Origin of the sequence: Paenibacillus tianjinensis (assembly GCF_017086365.1) — a bacterium.
Classification (GTDB): domain Bacteria; phylum Bacillota; class Bacilli; order Paenibacillales; family Paenibacillaceae; genus Paenibacillus_AQ; species Paenibacillus_AQ tianjinensis.
Map to the genome: position 1 here is coordinate 696,478 of NZ_CP070969.1, position 17,355 is coordinate 713,832.

A 17,355-nucleotide genomic window follows, 5' to 3' on the forward strand; every position below is an offset into this window, starting at 1 on the left:
GCCGGAAGTCCAAACATTCTCTGTAGTTGCGACTGAGCCTTTACACTAAAACCTTAAGTCAATCTATACAGCCCTCAACAATAAATAGTCGAAATTGCGCAGTTTTGCTGCGAATGTGCCTAGATGTATACCATTATACTGCTTACAATAGAAACTATAAAGCGTTTACAATAAGACGGACGGCTCTCAATCGCCTTTGGGGGCGTGCGGACGAGAGGGGAATAAGGATGCTTCAATTGGATTATGACAGAGAACAGATTTTACAGGTCATTGACAAGGTCACCCGCAAAACATTGGCTATGGACTTAACGTGGGACTGGCCTTGCGGAGTGGCTTATTATGGAGTTTCCAGAGCCTATAAGACCACAGGGAATAAAGATTACCTGAATATGCTTATCCAGTGGGCAGATGAATATATTGAGCTTGGATTACCGGACTGGACGGTCAACACTTGTGCCATGGGTCATGTGATGATCATGCTGTACGAAGAGACCGGCAACCAGAAATATTGGGATATCGTGATGAGCAAGGTGGATTATCTCCAGAATCATGCGCTGAGGTTCGGAGACCATGTGCTTCAGCATACCGTATCTGTGGCGAATGATTTTCCGGAGCAGGCTTGGGCGGATACGCTGTTTATGGCGGCCTTTTTCCTGCTGCGCGTCGGAAGCAAATTGAATGATCAGGCGATGATCCAGGATGCCCTCAATCAGTATTACTGGCATATCAAATATCTGCAGGATCCTGGTACAGGCTTCTGGTTCCACGGCTACAACAATGTGAAGCAGGATCACATGTCCGGATTGTACTGGGGCAGGGCCAATGCCTGGGGCGCTTATACCATGTCACAGGTCAAACCGCTGCTGAAGGACTGGTATCTGTATCCGCAGTGTATGGATGTGGAGTGTTCGCTGCGAGATCAGCTGGCGGCGCTGAAGCTGGTGCAGACAGAGAACGGCCTGTGGCGGACCGTGCTGGATGACGAGGAATCTTATGAAGAGGTTTCTGCCTCCTGCGGAATTGCCGCAGCGATGATCAATAACGGCAATCCGCTGCATACCAAATATGTGCAAAAAGCGCTGGGGGGCATCCTGAAGAATATCAGCGAAGACGGACGGGTGCTGGGTGTGTCGGGCGGAACTGCCGTGATGAAGGACCGTGAAGGCTACCGCAACATTCCGAAAGACTGGATTCAGGGCTGGGGACAAGGCTTAGCGCTAGCTTTTCTGTCCGACATGATTAAATAGGAGGGGAACAAGTTGGCCAAACCGACTAAGGGAGCTTTTACCCTGCCGGGTGAATCCGGTTATGAGGCATTGACCCTGGAACTGGCGGAACGCTGGGGTGCCGATGTGATCCGTGACAGTGACGGCACGAAGTTGTCCGATGAGATTATTCATGCCGGATACGGGATCTATTCTACGATCTGTATCATCAGAGATCACAATGAGTGGGCATCGCAGAATCTGGATAAGCTGCAGCAGTGCTTCCTGATCACCAATCCGAAGGTAGCGGTACAGGATTACTTATCCGTCTATCTGATGGAAGATTTCTTCACGGAACAGTTCAGAGTCAATGATTCCAAGGAAGCGTTCAAATACTGGCAGGTTATCGACCGGACAACCGGGGAAGAAGTTCCTAGAGAACAGTGGAATTATGACCGCGAATCGGGGAATGTGGTCCTGACCGGAATTGTGCCTTGGCATAAATACACGGTTAGCTTCATGGCTTACCGGATTTGGGAAGAGATCTCCATGTACAACCACACCACGAATAACTGGGACAAAGAGCATCTGATGCAGATTGATCCCATGTACCCGGAGACGCAGGCGTATATCCTGGAATGGATGGAGTATTGGTGCGGGGAGCATAAGGAAACCACTGTAGTCCGCTTTACCTCGTTATTCTATAATTTCGCCTGGATCTGGGGCAGCAGTGAACGCAACCGCCATCTGTTCTCGGACTGGGGTTCCTATGATTTTACGGTGAGTGCCAGAGCGCTTGATTTGTTCGCCAAAAAGGCGGGCTATCCGCTGACGGCTGAGGACTTCGTAAACGGCGGTAAATACCGCGTCAGTCATATTCCGGCGGAGCAGCGCAAGCTCGACTGGATGGCTTTTATAAATGACTTTGTGATCGGGTTCAGCAAGCAGCTCATTGACATTGTACATAAGCACGGCAAGCTGGCGTATGTTTTTTATGATGACAGCTGGGTGGGCATGGAGCCTTATAATGACCGGTTCGGGGAGTTTGGCTTCGACGGGATGATCAAATGCGTATTCTCAGGGTATGAAGCACGGATGTGTTCAGGGGTAAAAGTGGACACGCATGAGATCCGGCTGCATCCTTACTTGTTCCCGGTGGGCCTGGGCGGTGCGCCTACCTTTATGGAGGGCGGAGACCCTACCCTGGATGCCAAAAAATACTGGATCAACATCCGGCGTGCGCTGCTGCGGGAGCCGATTGACCGGATCGGCCTCGGGGGCTACCTGCATCTGGTTGAGCCTTACCCGGATTTCTGTGACTACATCGAGAAGATTGCCGATGAGTTCAGGGAGATTAAAGAGCTGCATCAGCAAGGTAAGCCATATCTGATCAAGACCAAGGTAGCGGTTCTGCACAGCTGGGGCAAGCTGAGATCGTGGACGCTGTCCGGCCATTTCCATGAGACGTTCATGCATGACCTGATTCATATCAATGAAGCTTTATCCGGATCACCGGTGGAAGTGCAGTTTATTGATTTTGAGGATATCCGTCAAGGAGTCCTGCAGAAAGTTGATGTAGTGATCAATGCCGGTGCGGCAGGTTCAGCCTGGAGCGGCGGTAGGCACTGGGAGGACAGCAAAGTAGTAGACCTTCTGACCAAATGGGTATACGAAGGCGGCACGTTCATCGGGGTTAACCAGCCTTCGGCGGTGGAAGGTTACGATACCTACTTCAGAATGGCCCATGTTCTTGGTGTGGATGAAGATACCGGCGCCAGAGTCGTTCATGGCAGATGGGCTTTTGAAGCTAAGGATGAGCTGGGTCTGCTGCCTGAAGGGGCAAGCATTGAAGCCAAGCAGGGGATCTATCTTACCGATGGAGCGGCCTCCGTAGTGCAGCAATCCGGCGGCAGAATTACACTGTCCACGAATACCTTCGGCAAAGGCAAGGGGATCTACTTTCCTTCGTTCGAATTCAATCTGGAGAATACCAGACTGCTGCTGAACCTGATCCGCTATGCGGGCAATGAACTGCAGGACAACAAGTACATCACGGATAACCTCTACACAGAGTGCGCCTACTATCCGGAGAGCAAGACTCTGGTTGTGATTAACAACAGCGCTGAGCCGCAGAAGACCTCCGTTGAGACGGAGTACGGCCTGCAGACGCTGGAGCTGGCTCCTTTTGATACGGTGATTACTACTTTAAAATAACCTTTGACAAGCTCAAGCCTGCGGCTGAATGCCCGGTGCTTGGGCTTTTTGCGTCGAGCAACTCTCCGCTGGTAATGATGAATGGAAGCCGGTGAGCGTGAAAATATGATAGGATAAGGAGACATTTATTATCCCCGAGGGGACTAGAAAAGGGAGTATCATGAGAATCATTATTTCGCCTGCCAAAAAGATGAAGACAGACACAGATATCTTTACGGAGCGCCAGACGCCGCAATTTCTAAGCGAATCGGAGACTCTGCTGGCCGCTTTAAAACAACTGAGCTACGAGGAACTAAAAGCCATATGGAAATGCAATGATGCAATCGCCACGCTGAATCTTGAGCGAATTCGGGATATGGATTTAACCCGGAACCTGACGCCGGCCCTTTTATCCTACGAAGGCATTCAATATCAATACATGGCACCGGGCGTGCTGCAAATGGAGGAGCTGGAGTACCTGCAGGAGCATTTGCGGATATTGTCCGGGTTCTATGGGATGCTCCGGCCGTTTGACGGGGTGGTTCCCTACCGCCTAGAAATGCAGGCCAAGCTGGCCGGGCCCGGATTCAGTTCGCTCTATGGATTTTGGAACAGAAGACTGGCGGACCAGCTTGTCTCGGAGAGTAAGTATATCCTGAATTTAGCCTCCAAGGAATATAGCAAATGTATCTCCCCTTATCTGGGCAAGGATGTCCGGATGGTTACTTGTGTGTTCGGGCAGGAAATCGGCGGTAAGGTAGTTGAAAAAGCGACTTTCGCCAAGATGGCCAGAGGTGAGATGGTACGCTTCATGGCTGAGCGGCAAATCCGGCATGTGGAGGAGATTAAGGGCTTCACCGGACTGGAATTCAGTTATGCTGATGAGTTGTCGAGTGAGAGTACCTATGTGTTTATACAAAAAACGGGCAATGGCGGTCAGTCTTCTCATAGATTGTCCAGCGATAAATAGAGATTTGCCAGCATTCCGGGTTGCTGCTCTTATGCAGAGCCGTCCTTTCACAGGACGGTTTTTTATTTTGGGATTTATCCAATTAGATGGACAACTTCTATAAAAATTGGGAATGAATCTTTAATTTGCTAACTTCATTGTAAGCGCTTGCGAATTATAATTTACTCGGAAAGGAGGTGAAATCAAGTTTTTGGAAGTTAAGGCGATAAGTTAGGAGCACTAGGTTGAATCAGCCGGACCAGCCGGTAAGTAGTGTAAGGTAAGCAGTAACCAACAACAAAACACTTTAGGAGGTAAGGGTATGTTTAAGTTTAATAAGAAATTGTTAACGGCCTTATTTGCAGCTTCAATGAGTTTTAGCTTATTTGCAGCAACCTCAAATGCAGCGACAGACTATTGGCAGAATTGGACCGATGGCGGCGGGACAGTAAATGCTACTAACGGATCTGGCGGAAACTACAGTGTGAACTGGTCCAATACCGGGAATTTTGTTGTTGGTAAAGGCTGGACTACCGGATCACCGACTAGAACCATCAACTATAATGCAGGCGTCTGGGCGCCGTCCGGGAATGGATATTTGACACTCTATGGATGGACAAGAAACTCACTGATCGAATACTACGTTGTGGATAGCTGGGGTACTTACAGACCTACCGGAACCTATAAAGGGACCGTGACCAGTGATGGGGGCACATACGATATTTATACAGCCACACGAACCAATGCACCTTCCATTGATGGAACGGCTACCTTCACTCAGTTCTGGAGTGTACGGCAGTCGAAGAGAGCGACCGGAAGCAACGTTGCCATCACTTTTAGCAACCACGTGAATGCATGGAAGAATTATGGGATGAATTTGGGCAGCAGCTGGTCTTACCAGGTGCTGGCGACCGAGGGGTATCAAAGCAGCGGCAGTTCTAACGTAACCGTGTGGTAACCGTTCAGCTGTCAACAGGGCAGCAGACAGTTTCATTGATTTGACCAGGGCCTGCCGGCCTTACAGCCGGGGGCCTAATATTTTTTACCTTTTCCAATTCGCTTAAAGGAGAACTATCCATGAGAAAATTATTGATTTTCTTTATCATAGCCGTCATTGGCGTTGTCACCGCTTGTTCGCAGGCCGAGCCTGATCAGAACGAAAAGCCTGAATCCAAGGATAACCTGGTATTCGTCCAGGGCGGGAGCTTTATAAACACCAAGTCCAATTACTATGGGAAAAATGTAATACTGGCGGATTTTTATATCAGCCCATATGAGGTAACACAGCAAGAGTGGATTGAAGTCATGGGGAGTAACCCTTCCTACTTCCAAGGCAGTAATCTGCCGGTAGAAATGGTAAGCTGGTATGACGCTGTGGAGTACTGTAACCGCCGGAGTATACAAGAAGGTCTGGAACCTTACTACAATATTAACAAGGCTGCACAAGATCCGGAGAATAAGAGCAGTAACGATAATATAAAGTGGACAGTAAAGATCAACGAGGGAGTGAATGGTTACCGGCTGCCGACAGAAGCGGAGTGGGAATATGCTGCAGGCGGAGGCCAGTTGAGCAAGAGCTACACCTACAGCGGAAGCAACAATGCCGATGAAGTTGCCTGGTATTGGAGAAATGCCGGGGATCAATATTTATCTGGAGAATGGAACTGGCCCATCATTGAAAACAACAATAATGCAACCCACTCTGCGGGGATCAAGAAGCCCAATGAGCTGGGGCTTTACGATATGTCAGGCAACGTAAGGGAATGGTGCTGGAACTGGTACGGTGACTCGGATAGTACGGAAGGTTCTTACCGGGTTGTAAAGGGCGGGGGCTGGATTGGAGGCGTCAATAATAACGAATCCTCTTTCCGGGGCAAGTTTGAGGGCAGCGGCGTAGGTCCTGATCAGGGGTTCCGTGTGCTCCGCAGTGAGTAATGTGATAACCCTGCCCAGGTGCTAAGCAATTCGCCTTCTGCTCTTGTCCCCTTAAATATCAAAGAATCCCCGGCAAATGCACAAATTGTACATGTAGGCTTCAATTTGTACATAGGACATAGATTTTTTAAAGGGGATGGATTGGCAGATGGAGAATAAAAGCTGATTGGATAAATTAGAACTGGTGAAGGCGGGGACTTATGATGTTCAAAAAAGATCTATTAGATAAAAAGAGTTTACTCAAAGAATTAGATTCACTGGGACATTCAGACAGAATCCGTACGGTGGCCATGCTGGGCCGTAATCATATGAAATCAGCCGAGTACCCGGAATTGCTCGCTTCATTACTGAAGGGGGGAGTCTACGAGGCTCAGCTTGCCATTATTGGCGCTATTGCCACACAGAATGCCAACATCATTGTGTCAGCATTAAAGCATCCTAAGGCTACTATTCGACATCAGGCTGCTGGTCTTCTAGCCAAAGTGGCTTCAAATATTGAGATTGAACGTGAACTCCCGGATTTATCACAGGAGGGACGCCGTAAATTGCTGCGCAATATTTCATTTGTTAACCGTCAGGAATTGGCGGAGCGGCTGCTGCCTGTTGTCTTTGCCCGGTGGGGGGCGGCGGAGGCCTCCATTTTACTGCCAGCATGTCATCAGGAAACAGTCAGTAAATGGCTTACCGATATTGGATATGCTGTTGGAAATTGGGGTAAGTTGGCCAGCCGTCATCTGGATGTGGTTGCAGCGTATTTCAGAACGACTCTAGAAGGTACACCCCCCAGGGAAAAGGGATCTGTCTGGTGGAGGTTTGCTTCTGCAATCGAAGCTTTATGCAAGGCAAAGCCGGATTTGGTGCTCGAATGTGCTATGAATCATGGACCCATGGGGGTCATCCATCCTGAACTGAAGAAACATCTGGGCATTTTAGTCCGCGTAAATCCCGATGCCGTATACAGGCTGCTAACCCGGCAGGAGTCACGAAGCGGTCTGCTTTCTCATGGGGTGCCGGAAGGCATATTAAATAGAAAAAAATACTTTTCTATCGCTCAGTGGATAGAAATAGCCAAATTACTTGCAGATACTCCCGTCCATCTGGCGAAATTACTGGACAGTATCGCTCCTTCAAGCCGTAAAGTGATTTTCGAGGCGGTATATGAAGAGGATAAGCGTCAAGAGCGTATTTTTCCGGAACGGTTACTGCAGCAGCTGCCGCATGTTGTTCGCGATCAGGAAGCCACCCGGATGCTGGGTCTGCGTGAAATTTGTGATAGCCGGGAAAACACGATTAGGATTACAGCTTACCGTTCGATTCATCATTCCAGAGAGCCCCTGGAACAAGCCGCATATGCATCTAATGCAGACGAACGTGCAATGGCACTCGTTCAGCTGATTAAGAGCACTGCGTTATCAAGAGAGGGTATGAATGAGACTCTGGTCTTTCTGGGACGCATCAAAAATGATCAGGATCCGGTACGGTGTGCGGTAATGACTGAGCTGGCTGGTACACCTGCGTCTATGTTTACGGATGAGAATGTAGAAGGGCTTACGGTTCTGGTTGATAGTGTCGTGGAGGCAAGAGATACTTCGTATGCTACAAGGTCTGCAACTCAGGCATTAGCATGTGTAATCATGCGGTTTAATGCAGGGCATCCCGGAAGCGGGATCTTTAAGTTTGCTTTAAGCACGATCGTAAAGTTAGCCAAGCACAGCGGGCAGCTTACCCTGCCATCCCTACAGGACAATTTCCCCCGGGGGATAGAAGAACGTTTGTTTGAAGAGATTTATCCGCTGGCGGCGGCGTCCAATCGCAGAGAAGAATACAATCTGCTGTTCAGCTTGGCGAACTCTTTTGGCAAAAGGGGTTATGGCATCTCAAAGCTTCAGAGCTTGCTAAAGGAAGCGGTAAAGGCGAAAACAGCGGCTACCTCAGCACGAGCGACAAGATATTGGCTTGCCTCTCCTGCAACAAGGGATGAAAGAGTAAGAGAACTATTAACCCTAGACAAATCGTTTATCACTATATATGAAGTGTTCCGGCATATACATCTTAAACGCCAGGAATGGCTGGATCCGTTTATTTCGGGAACTGCTATTAAAGGCAAGTTTTTAACAGGGAAAACCATTTATATGGTGCCGGCTGCGGATGGGTTTGGCAGGTGGCTGCCGCGTCAGCAAGAGTCCTTCCGGTCTCTCATTGAAAGAGTTGCTTCTGATGCCAAACGGAGTTTACAGGAGCGCTCTACAGCGATAAAGGTAATGGCAGCAATGCCTGAACTCAACACGGATAAGCTGGCTGAGTTTTTGGAAGATGAGAACATAGCTATAGTGGAAGCGGCTCTTTACGCACATTCATTATTAGAGGAGCCCGAAAAGGCACTTCTTGTTCTAATGGCGAATTTGGATGGAGACAGAGCCCGTGTGGCCATGTACTCCATTCCCAGATGCATCCGCAGAGTGAATCCGGTCGTATTGGCTTCCGTGCTTAAAGAACTGTTAGACCGCGACAAGCTGAAAATCACTGTCAGAAAGGAAGCGATCCGGCTACTCGGTGCTTATAGAAGCAGTGACAGCATACCGGTATTGATGAATGAGATCGAAAAACCAAATGCGCATAAGGACGTAATCATTGCCATAGGGCACGCAGCGAGACAATTGTTAGATGATGAACGCGCCTGGGAGATTTTAAGCAGAATGGCTTCTTCCTCACAGAGTGATATTGCGAAAAGTATATTATTTCAACAGCCGAATGAGCTTCCCGCAGACTATAGATCAAGATATCTGGAATTAATTATTAAGATTGCAGGCCATTCCGACCCGGATACCGGAAGGCTTGCCCTGAACAGTATGATCCGCTGGTCCAACGGAAATGAAGGGGTCATCGCGCAGGCCACTGCGAAGGTTATTGTGGATTTGGCAGATAGCTCAAGATGGAATACTGCAATGAACACGTTAACCGAAATATGCCGTGATGGTGTAGTCAATGAGCTGGTAATAGGTGTGTTCAAGCACTTGGCCAGTGTCACTATAAGTGACGATTGGAATGCCAATGCCAAAAAAGATTTGCCCCACCGCCAACGCCTATTGAAATTTGCAGACAAACTGGCGGCACTGCCGAAGAACACACGCGTAAACCTTGTGCCATTATATAAAGGGATAATTGACTGTCTGGCACCGGATGAGACATTGAAGCAGCCTGTAATGAAATTATATGTAGCTTCCATTGATTGGAATGATGTAATGGAATCCGTGGCTTACTTGACTATCCTCGTGGATTGCGTCTCCAATCAGCGGCGTCTTTTGGACATTGCCTGTAAGCAGATTGCCCAAAATCTGAAAGACAGCAGGGGGTATTGGACTCCGGGGGCGATACTAGAAATTGTAGAGGTGTTATGGTCTCAAGGCAGTTACGAAGCTCAATGGCTTGGACTATCCTTGCTTGAAGTTGCTGGGGGCGAGTTGTTGTGGAGCCTTGAATGTACCCGCCTATTGAGACTATATAGAAATCATCCAAACGTTGAGCTTCGTTCACTTGCGTTAGATATTTGGACGGTAATGGAGTAGGTTTGAAGAAAAGGGACTGTCCCATAAGTAGATTTTTTCGAGTAGAGACAGACCCTTTTCATTATTCAAAACCGAAAAATGTCAACAATGAAGCGATTCTCCTGTTATTGGAGGATCGCTGCTCTGCGTTTTTGGTCGTTTGCAGCTTGCTTCAGTAGATTGTGGGCAAGGGAAAGCCATCCGACTTCAAGCGTCACTTTTTCCATGCCGCGAAGCAGAAACCGCCGGAAACCCCGGTTGTTCTTTAGTTGTCCAAATACACTTTCTGGTTCTGTCATTCGACGTACGGCCAAAGTGAAGCCTTCCTCGCTTTGCAAAATTGCCCGAGCTTGTTTCTGGTACCGCAGTCGTTCCAGACTGACAACCACTTCCCGATTTCCTTCGGCTTTCGTACATCTTTCCTTCAGTGGACAGCCCACGCAGCTCTGGCTACGGTAATGACGTTTTCGGATTTCATATCCACTCTCTAACGTTTCCTTGCTTTCTTTGCGAAAATGCAGCGTTTGTCCGGCGGGGCATGTCCATGTATCTACGGCTTCGTCGTACGTCCAGTTCTCAATCTTTCCGATATTCTCTTTCCACGCTTTGCTCTTTTCTTTGTGGTAGCTGCCGTATTTGACCACGGCCTTCACGTGTTCGTTTTCCAAATAGGCATAATTTTCTTCACTGCCGTAGCCGGCATCCGCGATCACCGCCCTCGGAAGTCTCCCTAGGATCTGCCGCACCTTTTCTAAGTGCGGCTGTAAACAACGCGTATCCGTCGGTCTTTGGTGTAGACTGTACGCCAAAATAAACTGGTTTTCGGTGCCGATCTGTACATTGTAGCCGGGTTTGAGTTGACCGTTTCGCATGTGATCTTCCTTCATCCGCATGAAGGTGGCATCCGGGTCCGTCTTACTAAAGCTGTTTCGGTCCCCGAGCAGGTTTTGGTATTGCTCATATTTCAGCAGTCTCGGAAACAGATCCTTACGGAGCCTCCGAACCGCTTTTTTCAATGGCTTGTTCTTGGGCTTCTTCAGCAGTTGCGACTCTAACGACTGGGTCATTTGTTCAAGTTTCTCACTGTCGATCTCGGCGGACTCGCCAAGTTCGCTCAGATCCTGGCCGCGGTGTTCCTGTTCTTCTTGTTTCTCTACAGCCTCAATGTCGGCAAACAATGCATGTACCTTTTCTTGCAGCTTGGCTTTATGCTTACTAACGGCTTTACCCCACACGAAGGTATAGCGATTCGCATTTGCCTCTATTTTTGTGCCATCTACAAAATAATGCTCGAAGGAGATGTATTTCTCGTCCGCCAGAAACTGAAGCACGGCGGTAAATACCATTTCTAGGACGTCCTTCATCCGCTGAGAACGAAAGCGGTTGAGCGTGCGGAAATCCGGGCGTTGTCGTCCCGCTAGCCACATGAAGGGAATGTTTTCTCGGACCGCTTTGGCGATTTGCCGGGAGGAATAAATGCGCTGCGTATACGCATAGATAATGACTTTGGTGAGCATTTTAGGGTGGTAGCTGTCACGGCCGCCACCGGGATAGGCAGCGTCAAAGATGGTGTCGTCTAGCCGATTGACGGCTGCGTTAACGACACGAACGAGGTGGTTTTCGGGAATATCTTCTTCCAGATCCATTGGCAAGCAAAGTTGGTCCATGGTATATTGAATGTACAAAAGAAACCTCTCCTTTGAAATGGTTGTGTGGTAACTCCATTTTACCAAAGGATGGTTTCTTTTTTGTGCGATTTTTAAAGATTGTAGATCCATTTCCCGCTTAAACAGCGGAGAGGACGGAACGATTGTGGAAAAGCGGCAGCGGTCGCCTTGGTCTCCGGATTTTCACCGCTAAGGGGAATGAAAAAAATCTGGAGAGCACAGCGATTGGAACAACGGTCCGTTCGCGGAGCGTCCACCCAAGTGCTCACGTTGATCCTACTTAAAAAAACAGGGGCTATCCCAAGCAGCCATTTCATGGCTTTTGGGACAGCCCCGTTTTTGTGGTACGCCCAGCATGGGCGTCATCTCTAGGGTGAAAGTCCCGAGCGGGGGCTGGCAAGCGCCTACCGTTAGCCAAGGGCAAGGGTGTCCACCATGAGGCGGAATCTGAAGGAAGCCGGAGGCAAAAGCACGACCTGAGGTACACGAATCCAATTTGAGGCGGTTGCAGCCGGATGAGTCACCCATACATGACAAAATCCAAAGCTGCCAAGGGCTGCAGCCGTAAACTTGGGCAGGTGCGGGCGGAAAGATGACGTTCTTATCTGGGGAGGCCTGCCGGAGGGGCAAGGAAAAAAAAAACTTGTAACCGTAGCCGAGAGGCTGCGCTGAACCGGCAGGAGTCAGCAGAGGCCATAGTACGTAAACTGCTGCAGCGTTTACGGAAGGGCTGAACCGAAAGGAGAGAGGAAACCGATGCGTTCGCATGAAGTGCAAAGACAGCAGAATATCTCGCAAGAGAGCTTACGGCAAAGAGAAGCGGTGAAGCCGCCAGGGTATGCCGGAGCGCCGAGTTCTTCGTCGGCACAAATCGCCCCTTCCTCTCGCGAAGCAGAGAGCAACTTGCTGGAGCGAATGCTCGAAGGAGACAACCTTCGGCTCGCGTATAAACGAGTGGTACAAAACGGAGGAGCGCCCGGTGTGGACAATGTAACGGTAGCGAATCTACAAGCTTATTTGAAAACACATTGGGAATCGGTGAAAGCCGAACTTCTAGCGGGGGCTTACAGACCTGCGTCAGTCAAACGGGTGGAAATCCCCAAACCCGGAGGCGGTGTAAGGCTACTAGGCATCCCAACCGTTATGGACCGTTTTCTCCAGCAGGCGCTTCTACAAGTCATGAACCCGATCTTTGACGCAGAGTTCTCCTGGTATAGCTATGGCTTTCGACCGGGGAAAAGTGCACATGACGCCGTGAAACAAGCGCAAAGATATATCCAAAGTGGCCTCCGGTGGGTCATAGACCTCGATCTGGAGAAATTCTTTGACCGGATAAACCACGACATGCTGATGGCAAGAGTGGCGCGGAAAGTGACAGACAAAAGAGTACTGATCCTGATTCGTGCGTATCTGAACGCCGGAGTTATGGTGAACGGAAAGCTGGAACGTAGCCGGGAAGGAACGCCCCAAGGCGGTCCGCTCAGTCCGCTTTTGGCAAACATTCTACTGGACGATCTGGATAAGGAATTGGCCGGACGCGGGCTGCGTTTTGTACGCTATGCGGACGACTGTAATATCTTTGTGGCGAGTAAACGAGCGGGCGAACGGGTCATGGAATCGGTTAGCCGATTTGTAGAAGGAAAGCTGAAACTGAAAGTGAACCGGGATAAAAGTGCGGTAGCAAGACCGTGGCACCGAAAGTTCTTAGGTTTCAGTTTCCTGAGTCAGAAGCAGGCAACGATTCGATTAGCTCCGAAAACAATCTCGCGATTCAAGGAAAGAATCCGTGAACTAACGAATCGAACGTGGTCCATTTCCATGGAAGAGCGAATTCGCCAAGTGAACCGGTATGTGATGGGGTGGCTTGGCTATTTCCATCTGGCGTCGGCGAAGAAACACCTCCAAACGCTGGACCAATGGATTCGGAGGAGGCTGCGAATGTGCCTGTGGAAACAATGGAAACGAGTGCGCACACGAATCCGCGAACTCCGGGCGCTTGGGGTGCCCGAGTGGGCCTGTTTCACAATGGCAAACTCACGGCGAGGCGCATGGGAAATGTCCCGGAACACAAATAATGCCCTTCCCACTTCCTACTGGGAAGGGAAAGGGCTGAAAAGTTTGCTTTCACGTTACTTGGAGCTTTGTTAACCTTTTGGAACCGCCGTATGCGGACCCGCATGTACGGTGGTGTGAGAGGACGGGGGCTCGCCGCCCCCTCCTACTCGATTGTACGGTGGAAAGTAAGTTGCAGTATTCGGCCGATTTGAACCAAAAGTACTCTTATGTATTTTAATTTTCTGTTATTAAATTGTCCACCTGTAATAGAGTATAAAAGACAATACGCCCGGGTATTTTTACCTTACCAAAGATTCCTCCATTCTTATCTGTTAGAATCATGTTTACATTGGGCTTGTAGATTTGAACCGTGTGGTCTGACTCATCCAAAGACAATAACGTAAACAAGTTTTCAGATAATTGTGTTATGAGCTACATTATTCATATCTCTGAGACTTTTAGCGCAGGGAGAAATTCATCTTCAACCTATCTCTCCGTCTGCTCCGTCATCAGTCCCCAGCGGAAGCCAAACTTATCAACGACTGAAGCCATACATGAACTGTAGGTTGTGCTGCGCAAGGGATGAATGACGCTGCCGCCGTCCGTTAGAACCTGGTATGCCTGTTTTACCTGATCCGCAGTTTCAAAAGTCACGGTAAGGAAAAGAGAGGTGCTCTTTGATGCATCCAGCCCGATTTCATCTGCAAGCATGAAACGCTGACTGCCGATATAACCCTCTGAGTGGTATACATACGCTTGCTGTTCTGGAGTTAAGCTGACGTTCCAGTCGCGCGGATCTGCATCAGAGTAATGCAGTATGTAACTGGTTTTTAGGTTAAAAGCCTTTTGGTACAAGCCGATGGCTTCTTCACATTGTCCGTAAAAGTGCAGCGTAGGGGTCACGATCATTGTTCTTCAGCTCCCTTGGGTATTCTCCTGAATCAAATGTTAGTTCAGCAAGAAAGACTCCTCTTTAAGATACTTTTGACAATAGTGTTCGATGACATAGGGGATGGTGCGGGACAAATCTTCCTGCTCCGGCGGATTTACAGAGAGGAAGGCAAAGTTTCTTTAGAATAGTCCAAATGAAATAGCGCTCGAGCAGATTCACATGACCAGGTAAATCCAGCTCAGTGATCCCCAAATCGTATTTCTTCAACGCTTCCTGCGCAATGATTGCATAGTCGCTTTCCGTAAACACTTAACCAGCTCCAATATTATCCGTTTTCAATATTCTACCATATCATCCTTGGAATACAGGTGCTTTTTCCACTTTCTGATTTTTGCCCGGAAGCTCTTAAACGGCGCAGCCGAATTGATGTGAATCCAGCGGGCCATCGGCCAGTTGTCCTTGCTGCCTGTCCACCCGCGGATGCCTTGGGTAAATAATTCTTCTTCGGTTAACGTGCCGATCCAAGCCAGCCACTGCTGTTCCGCCTGCCGGAATAATTCCCGGAGCTCAGCTAGTGAATATACGGCATACTCTGAGTAAAAGGATTGGTACAGACCTCCAAGCTGGTTCCATTTATAGAGCGGAGATGGCATACATACAGCACGCCCTTCAAGCTCCGCCTTGTCCCAGCCCATCACCAAATGAAGCCAGCCCAGCTGATAGGCGATCATCTCGGCAGGTGTCCGATCCACTTCGGGTATCCGCAAATCTTTGTGACTGTCATTGATTTCTGCAAATTCAGCGTCCAGCAACAGGTAATGGGTATGAATGGTTTCCACTAAATTCTGTTTGGATGTGTATTCATAGCTTGCCATAACACGCACTCCCTCCTGATCTTGATTTAGTTATAACATATGGCTGTGACAGCTGTATGTCTAGTTCATGCGGACATTCATTTAATCTTCAGGTTGGGTAACTATAATACGTTTATTAAACTGAAGGATGGATAGTTTAAGGGTTTTTGATTGTGCTAGAGGAGGTATTTCATGGTACGGAGAATTCAAAAATCAATGTATGTCATACTCGCGTTATTCATGGGACTGTTTATGGTGTCCTGCTTTTTTATCAGGGCGAAGTATAGCTATTTCGTATACGGAGATACGCCGGTGCTGGAGAAGCAGGAGCTGGGGCTCTTTATTCTGGTCATTGCGGTAGTGCTGGCACTAAGCGTTGCGCTGTATAAAATAAGTCTGAAGCTTAACAAATTCAGCAGAAAAGTCGTCATTCCAGTTGTACTGCTATGTTCCTTTACTGTTCAGCTCGCGATCATCTTCCTGTTCCCCCGCCTGCCGACGGATGATTCACAGACAGTGCTGTCACTGGCGCTCGATATGCTGTACCGGGGGGATTATTCATCCTTTGACACGAGCGGTTATCTGCATATGTTTCCGTTTAATTTCTCGACCGTCTTGTACTTGAAAATGCTGCTGTTTGCCTTCCCGGACAATTACCTGACCCTCAAAATATTCAATATTCTGTTTACACTCGTTACAACGCTAATGATCTATCTGCTGTACAAAGAACTCAATTACAAATCCAAAGAACAGGACTATGGGATCTTAGTTTTTGCCGCAACCTATATTCCCTCCTTATTGATGAGCAATTTCATCTATAACGATGTGATCGCAACGGCCTTTCTGACGAGCGCTGTATATTGTGCCGTGAAATTTATCAAAAAAAGATCGCTCAAGGATATTATCTTCGCAGCAATTCTGCTGGCCGTAGGGAACTACTTCCGGAGTATCGGCGTTATTTTTCTGATTACGATCCTCCTTAGTCTGCTGTTCAGCATACGTACGATAGGGGTGAAGAAGGGCGTAACCGCGTTATTCGTCACGGCTATTGTATTTAATGTTCCCGGCTGGACTCAGAATGCAGTGTTGCAGGCGGCGAATGTCGTTGATGAACCGGTTAATGCAAACTCTGCGCCCGTCTATATGTGGCTGAATATGGGAATCAATCTGGAGACGTTCGGCTTCTGGGACAACCGGGAGAGCTATAGGATCTATCAGCAGGATGCCAACTATAATAAAGCTGAAAGTACGGAGCTGTTTAAAGAGGAAATCAGCAATAAGCTCTCTGGGGCGAGCCTGGGCGATTTAGTGAACATGTATTACAAGAAAATCATCTGGACCTGGACGGAAGGCACTTATCAGGTGGAACGGTACGGGCTTGGAAATGACGGATCCTCCGGCAACAGCGGAAGAATGATTGGGGCTGTTATGGATAGCTACAGTTACACGAATGCTGCTACAGATTTGTTTAAGGGTGATTCCAATTACCGGAGCGGACTGCTGTGGCTGCTATATGTCCTGAACTTCCTGATGTACGGCGGTATCCTCATCCGTCTGGTTGGCGGAATTAGAGCCGGAAGGTTTGAGGAAGACCCTGTTATTCTAGTGGTTCTTGGATTTATCGGCTTCTATCTCCTGTGGGAAATCAAGTCCCGGTATATATATCCGGTGTACCCGATGCTGCTTGTGTTGTCCTACATGGGCTTCAAAGACATATACGAATATATGTTGAAACGATATTTCACTAGATGAATTATTTTCACCCGGAAAGGGGGAAAGGGGGAAAGGGGGAAAGGAGATAGGGCGATGCGGACCAAACGATATCTTGCTTTGATTATAGCCGTGCTAAGCTGCTCGATGGTGCTCGTCTCCTGTGATGCCATCACTGCCCAGAAGATATCAAGTACCGATTCCGGCTCTAGGGGGAACGGGGGACAGGGCTTCAAGGGAGGCCGGGGCATGGATGGCGGCGGGTTTCCCGGCATGAACGGTGGCTCGAGAAGAAACGGTGGGCAGGGGACGAACGGCGGTGGAGGGCCACTCGGGCGGAATTGAACAAT

The 17,355-nt window shown here is 48.7% G+C and carries 12 protein-coding genes; 9 read left to right on the forward strand and 3 right to left on the reverse strand.

What is annotated here, in order from left to right:
* Positions 1-227 precede the first annotated feature (227 nt).
* The 6 genes from JRJ22_RS02995 (at position 228) to JRJ22_RS03020 (ending at position 9,848) form a co-directional block, all read left to right on the forward strand.
* Positions 228-1,247: a glycoside hydrolase family 88/105 protein gene (locus tag JRJ22_RS02995; protein WP_206103173.1), complete on the forward strand. Its 1,020-nt coding sequence runs from the start codon at positions 228-230 to the stop codon at positions 1,245-1,247.
* A gap of 12 nt (positions 1,248-1,259) precedes the next feature.
* Positions 1,260-3,419: a 1,3-beta-galactosyl-N-acetylhexosamine phosphorylase gene (gene gnpA, locus JRJ22_RS03000; protein WP_206103174.1), complete on the forward strand. Its 2,160-nt coding sequence runs from the start codon at positions 1,260-1,262 to the stop codon at positions 3,417-3,419.
* Between the two features lie 160 nt (positions 3,420-3,579).
* On the forward strand, positions 3,580-4,368 hold the full coding sequence (gene yaaA, locus JRJ22_RS03005) for a peroxide stress protein YaaA (RefSeq protein WP_206103175.1): 789 nt from the start codon (positions 3,580-3,582) through the stop codon (positions 4,366-4,368).
* Positions 4,369-4,669: 301 nt separating this feature from the next.
* Positions 4,670-5,305 carry a glycoside hydrolase family 11 protein gene (locus JRJ22_RS03010; protein WP_206103176.1) on the forward strand — a complete coding sequence of 212 codons (636 nt, stop codon included), beginning with the start codon at positions 4,670-4,672 and terminating at the stop codon, positions 5,303-5,305.
* Positions 5,306-5,424: 119 nt separating this feature from the next.
* Positions 5,425-6,282, forward strand: a complete 858-nt coding sequence (locus JRJ22_RS03015) for a formylglycine-generating enzyme family protein (protein ID WP_206103177.1) — start codon at positions 5,425-5,427, stop codon at positions 6,280-6,282.
* A gap of 200 nt (positions 6,283-6,482) precedes the next feature.
* Positions 6,483-9,848, forward strand: a complete 3,366-nt coding sequence (locus JRJ22_RS03020) for a HEAT repeat domain-containing protein (protein ID WP_206103178.1) — start codon at positions 6,483-6,485, stop codon at positions 9,846-9,848.
* A gap of 104 nt (positions 9,849-9,952) precedes the next feature.
* On the opposite strand, the gene JRJ22_RS03025 is transcribed toward JRJ22_RS03020, so the two are convergent.
* Entirely contained in the window at positions 9,953-11,512 is a 1,560-nt protein-coding gene (locus JRJ22_RS03025; protein ID WP_206103179.1) for an IS1182 family transposase, read from the reverse strand.
* A 738-nt stretch (positions 11,513-12,250) separates the two neighbouring features.
* On the opposite strand from JRJ22_RS03025, the gene ltrA reads away from it, so the two are divergent.
* Positions 12,251-13,642, forward strand: a complete 1,392-nt coding sequence (ltrA, locus tag JRJ22_RS03030; protein ID WP_206103180.1) for a group II intron reverse transcriptase/maturase — start codon at positions 12,251-12,253, stop codon at positions 13,640-13,642.
* A gap of 393 nt (positions 13,643-14,035) precedes the next feature.
* Here ltrA and JRJ22_RS03035 read toward each other — a convergent pair whose 3' ends face one another.
* Both JRJ22_RS03035 and JRJ22_RS03040 read right to left on the reverse strand, forming a co-directional pair.
* The gene (locus JRJ22_RS03035; protein WP_206103181.1) at positions 14,036-14,458 is read right to left on the reverse strand and encodes a VOC family protein; all 423 of its coding nucleotides are present in this window, start codon (positions 14,456-14,458) and stop codon (positions 14,036-14,038) included.
* A gap of 318 nt (positions 14,459-14,776) precedes the next feature.
* Positions 14,777-15,316: a ClbS/DfsB family four-helix bundle protein gene (locus JRJ22_RS03040; protein WP_206103182.1), complete on the reverse strand. Its 540-nt coding sequence runs from the start codon at positions 15,314-15,316 to the stop codon at positions 14,777-14,779.
* 171 nt (positions 15,317-15,487) lie between these two features.
* Here JRJ22_RS03040 and JRJ22_RS03045 point away from each other — a divergent pair, with 171 nt between their 5' ends.
* Together JRJ22_RS03045 and JRJ22_RS03050 are read left to right on the forward strand one after the other, a co-directional pair.
* On the forward strand, positions 15,488-17,047 hold the full coding sequence (locus JRJ22_RS03045; protein ID WP_206103183.1) for a glycosyltransferase family 39 protein: 1,560 nt from the start codon (positions 15,488-15,490) through the stop codon (positions 17,045-17,047).
* Positions 17,048-17,101: 54 nt separating this feature from the next.
* Entirely contained in the window at positions 17,102-17,350 is a 249-nt protein-coding gene (locus tag JRJ22_RS03050; RefSeq protein WP_206103184.1) for a hypothetical protein, read from the forward strand.
* Positions 17,351-17,355 lie beyond the last annotated feature (5 nt).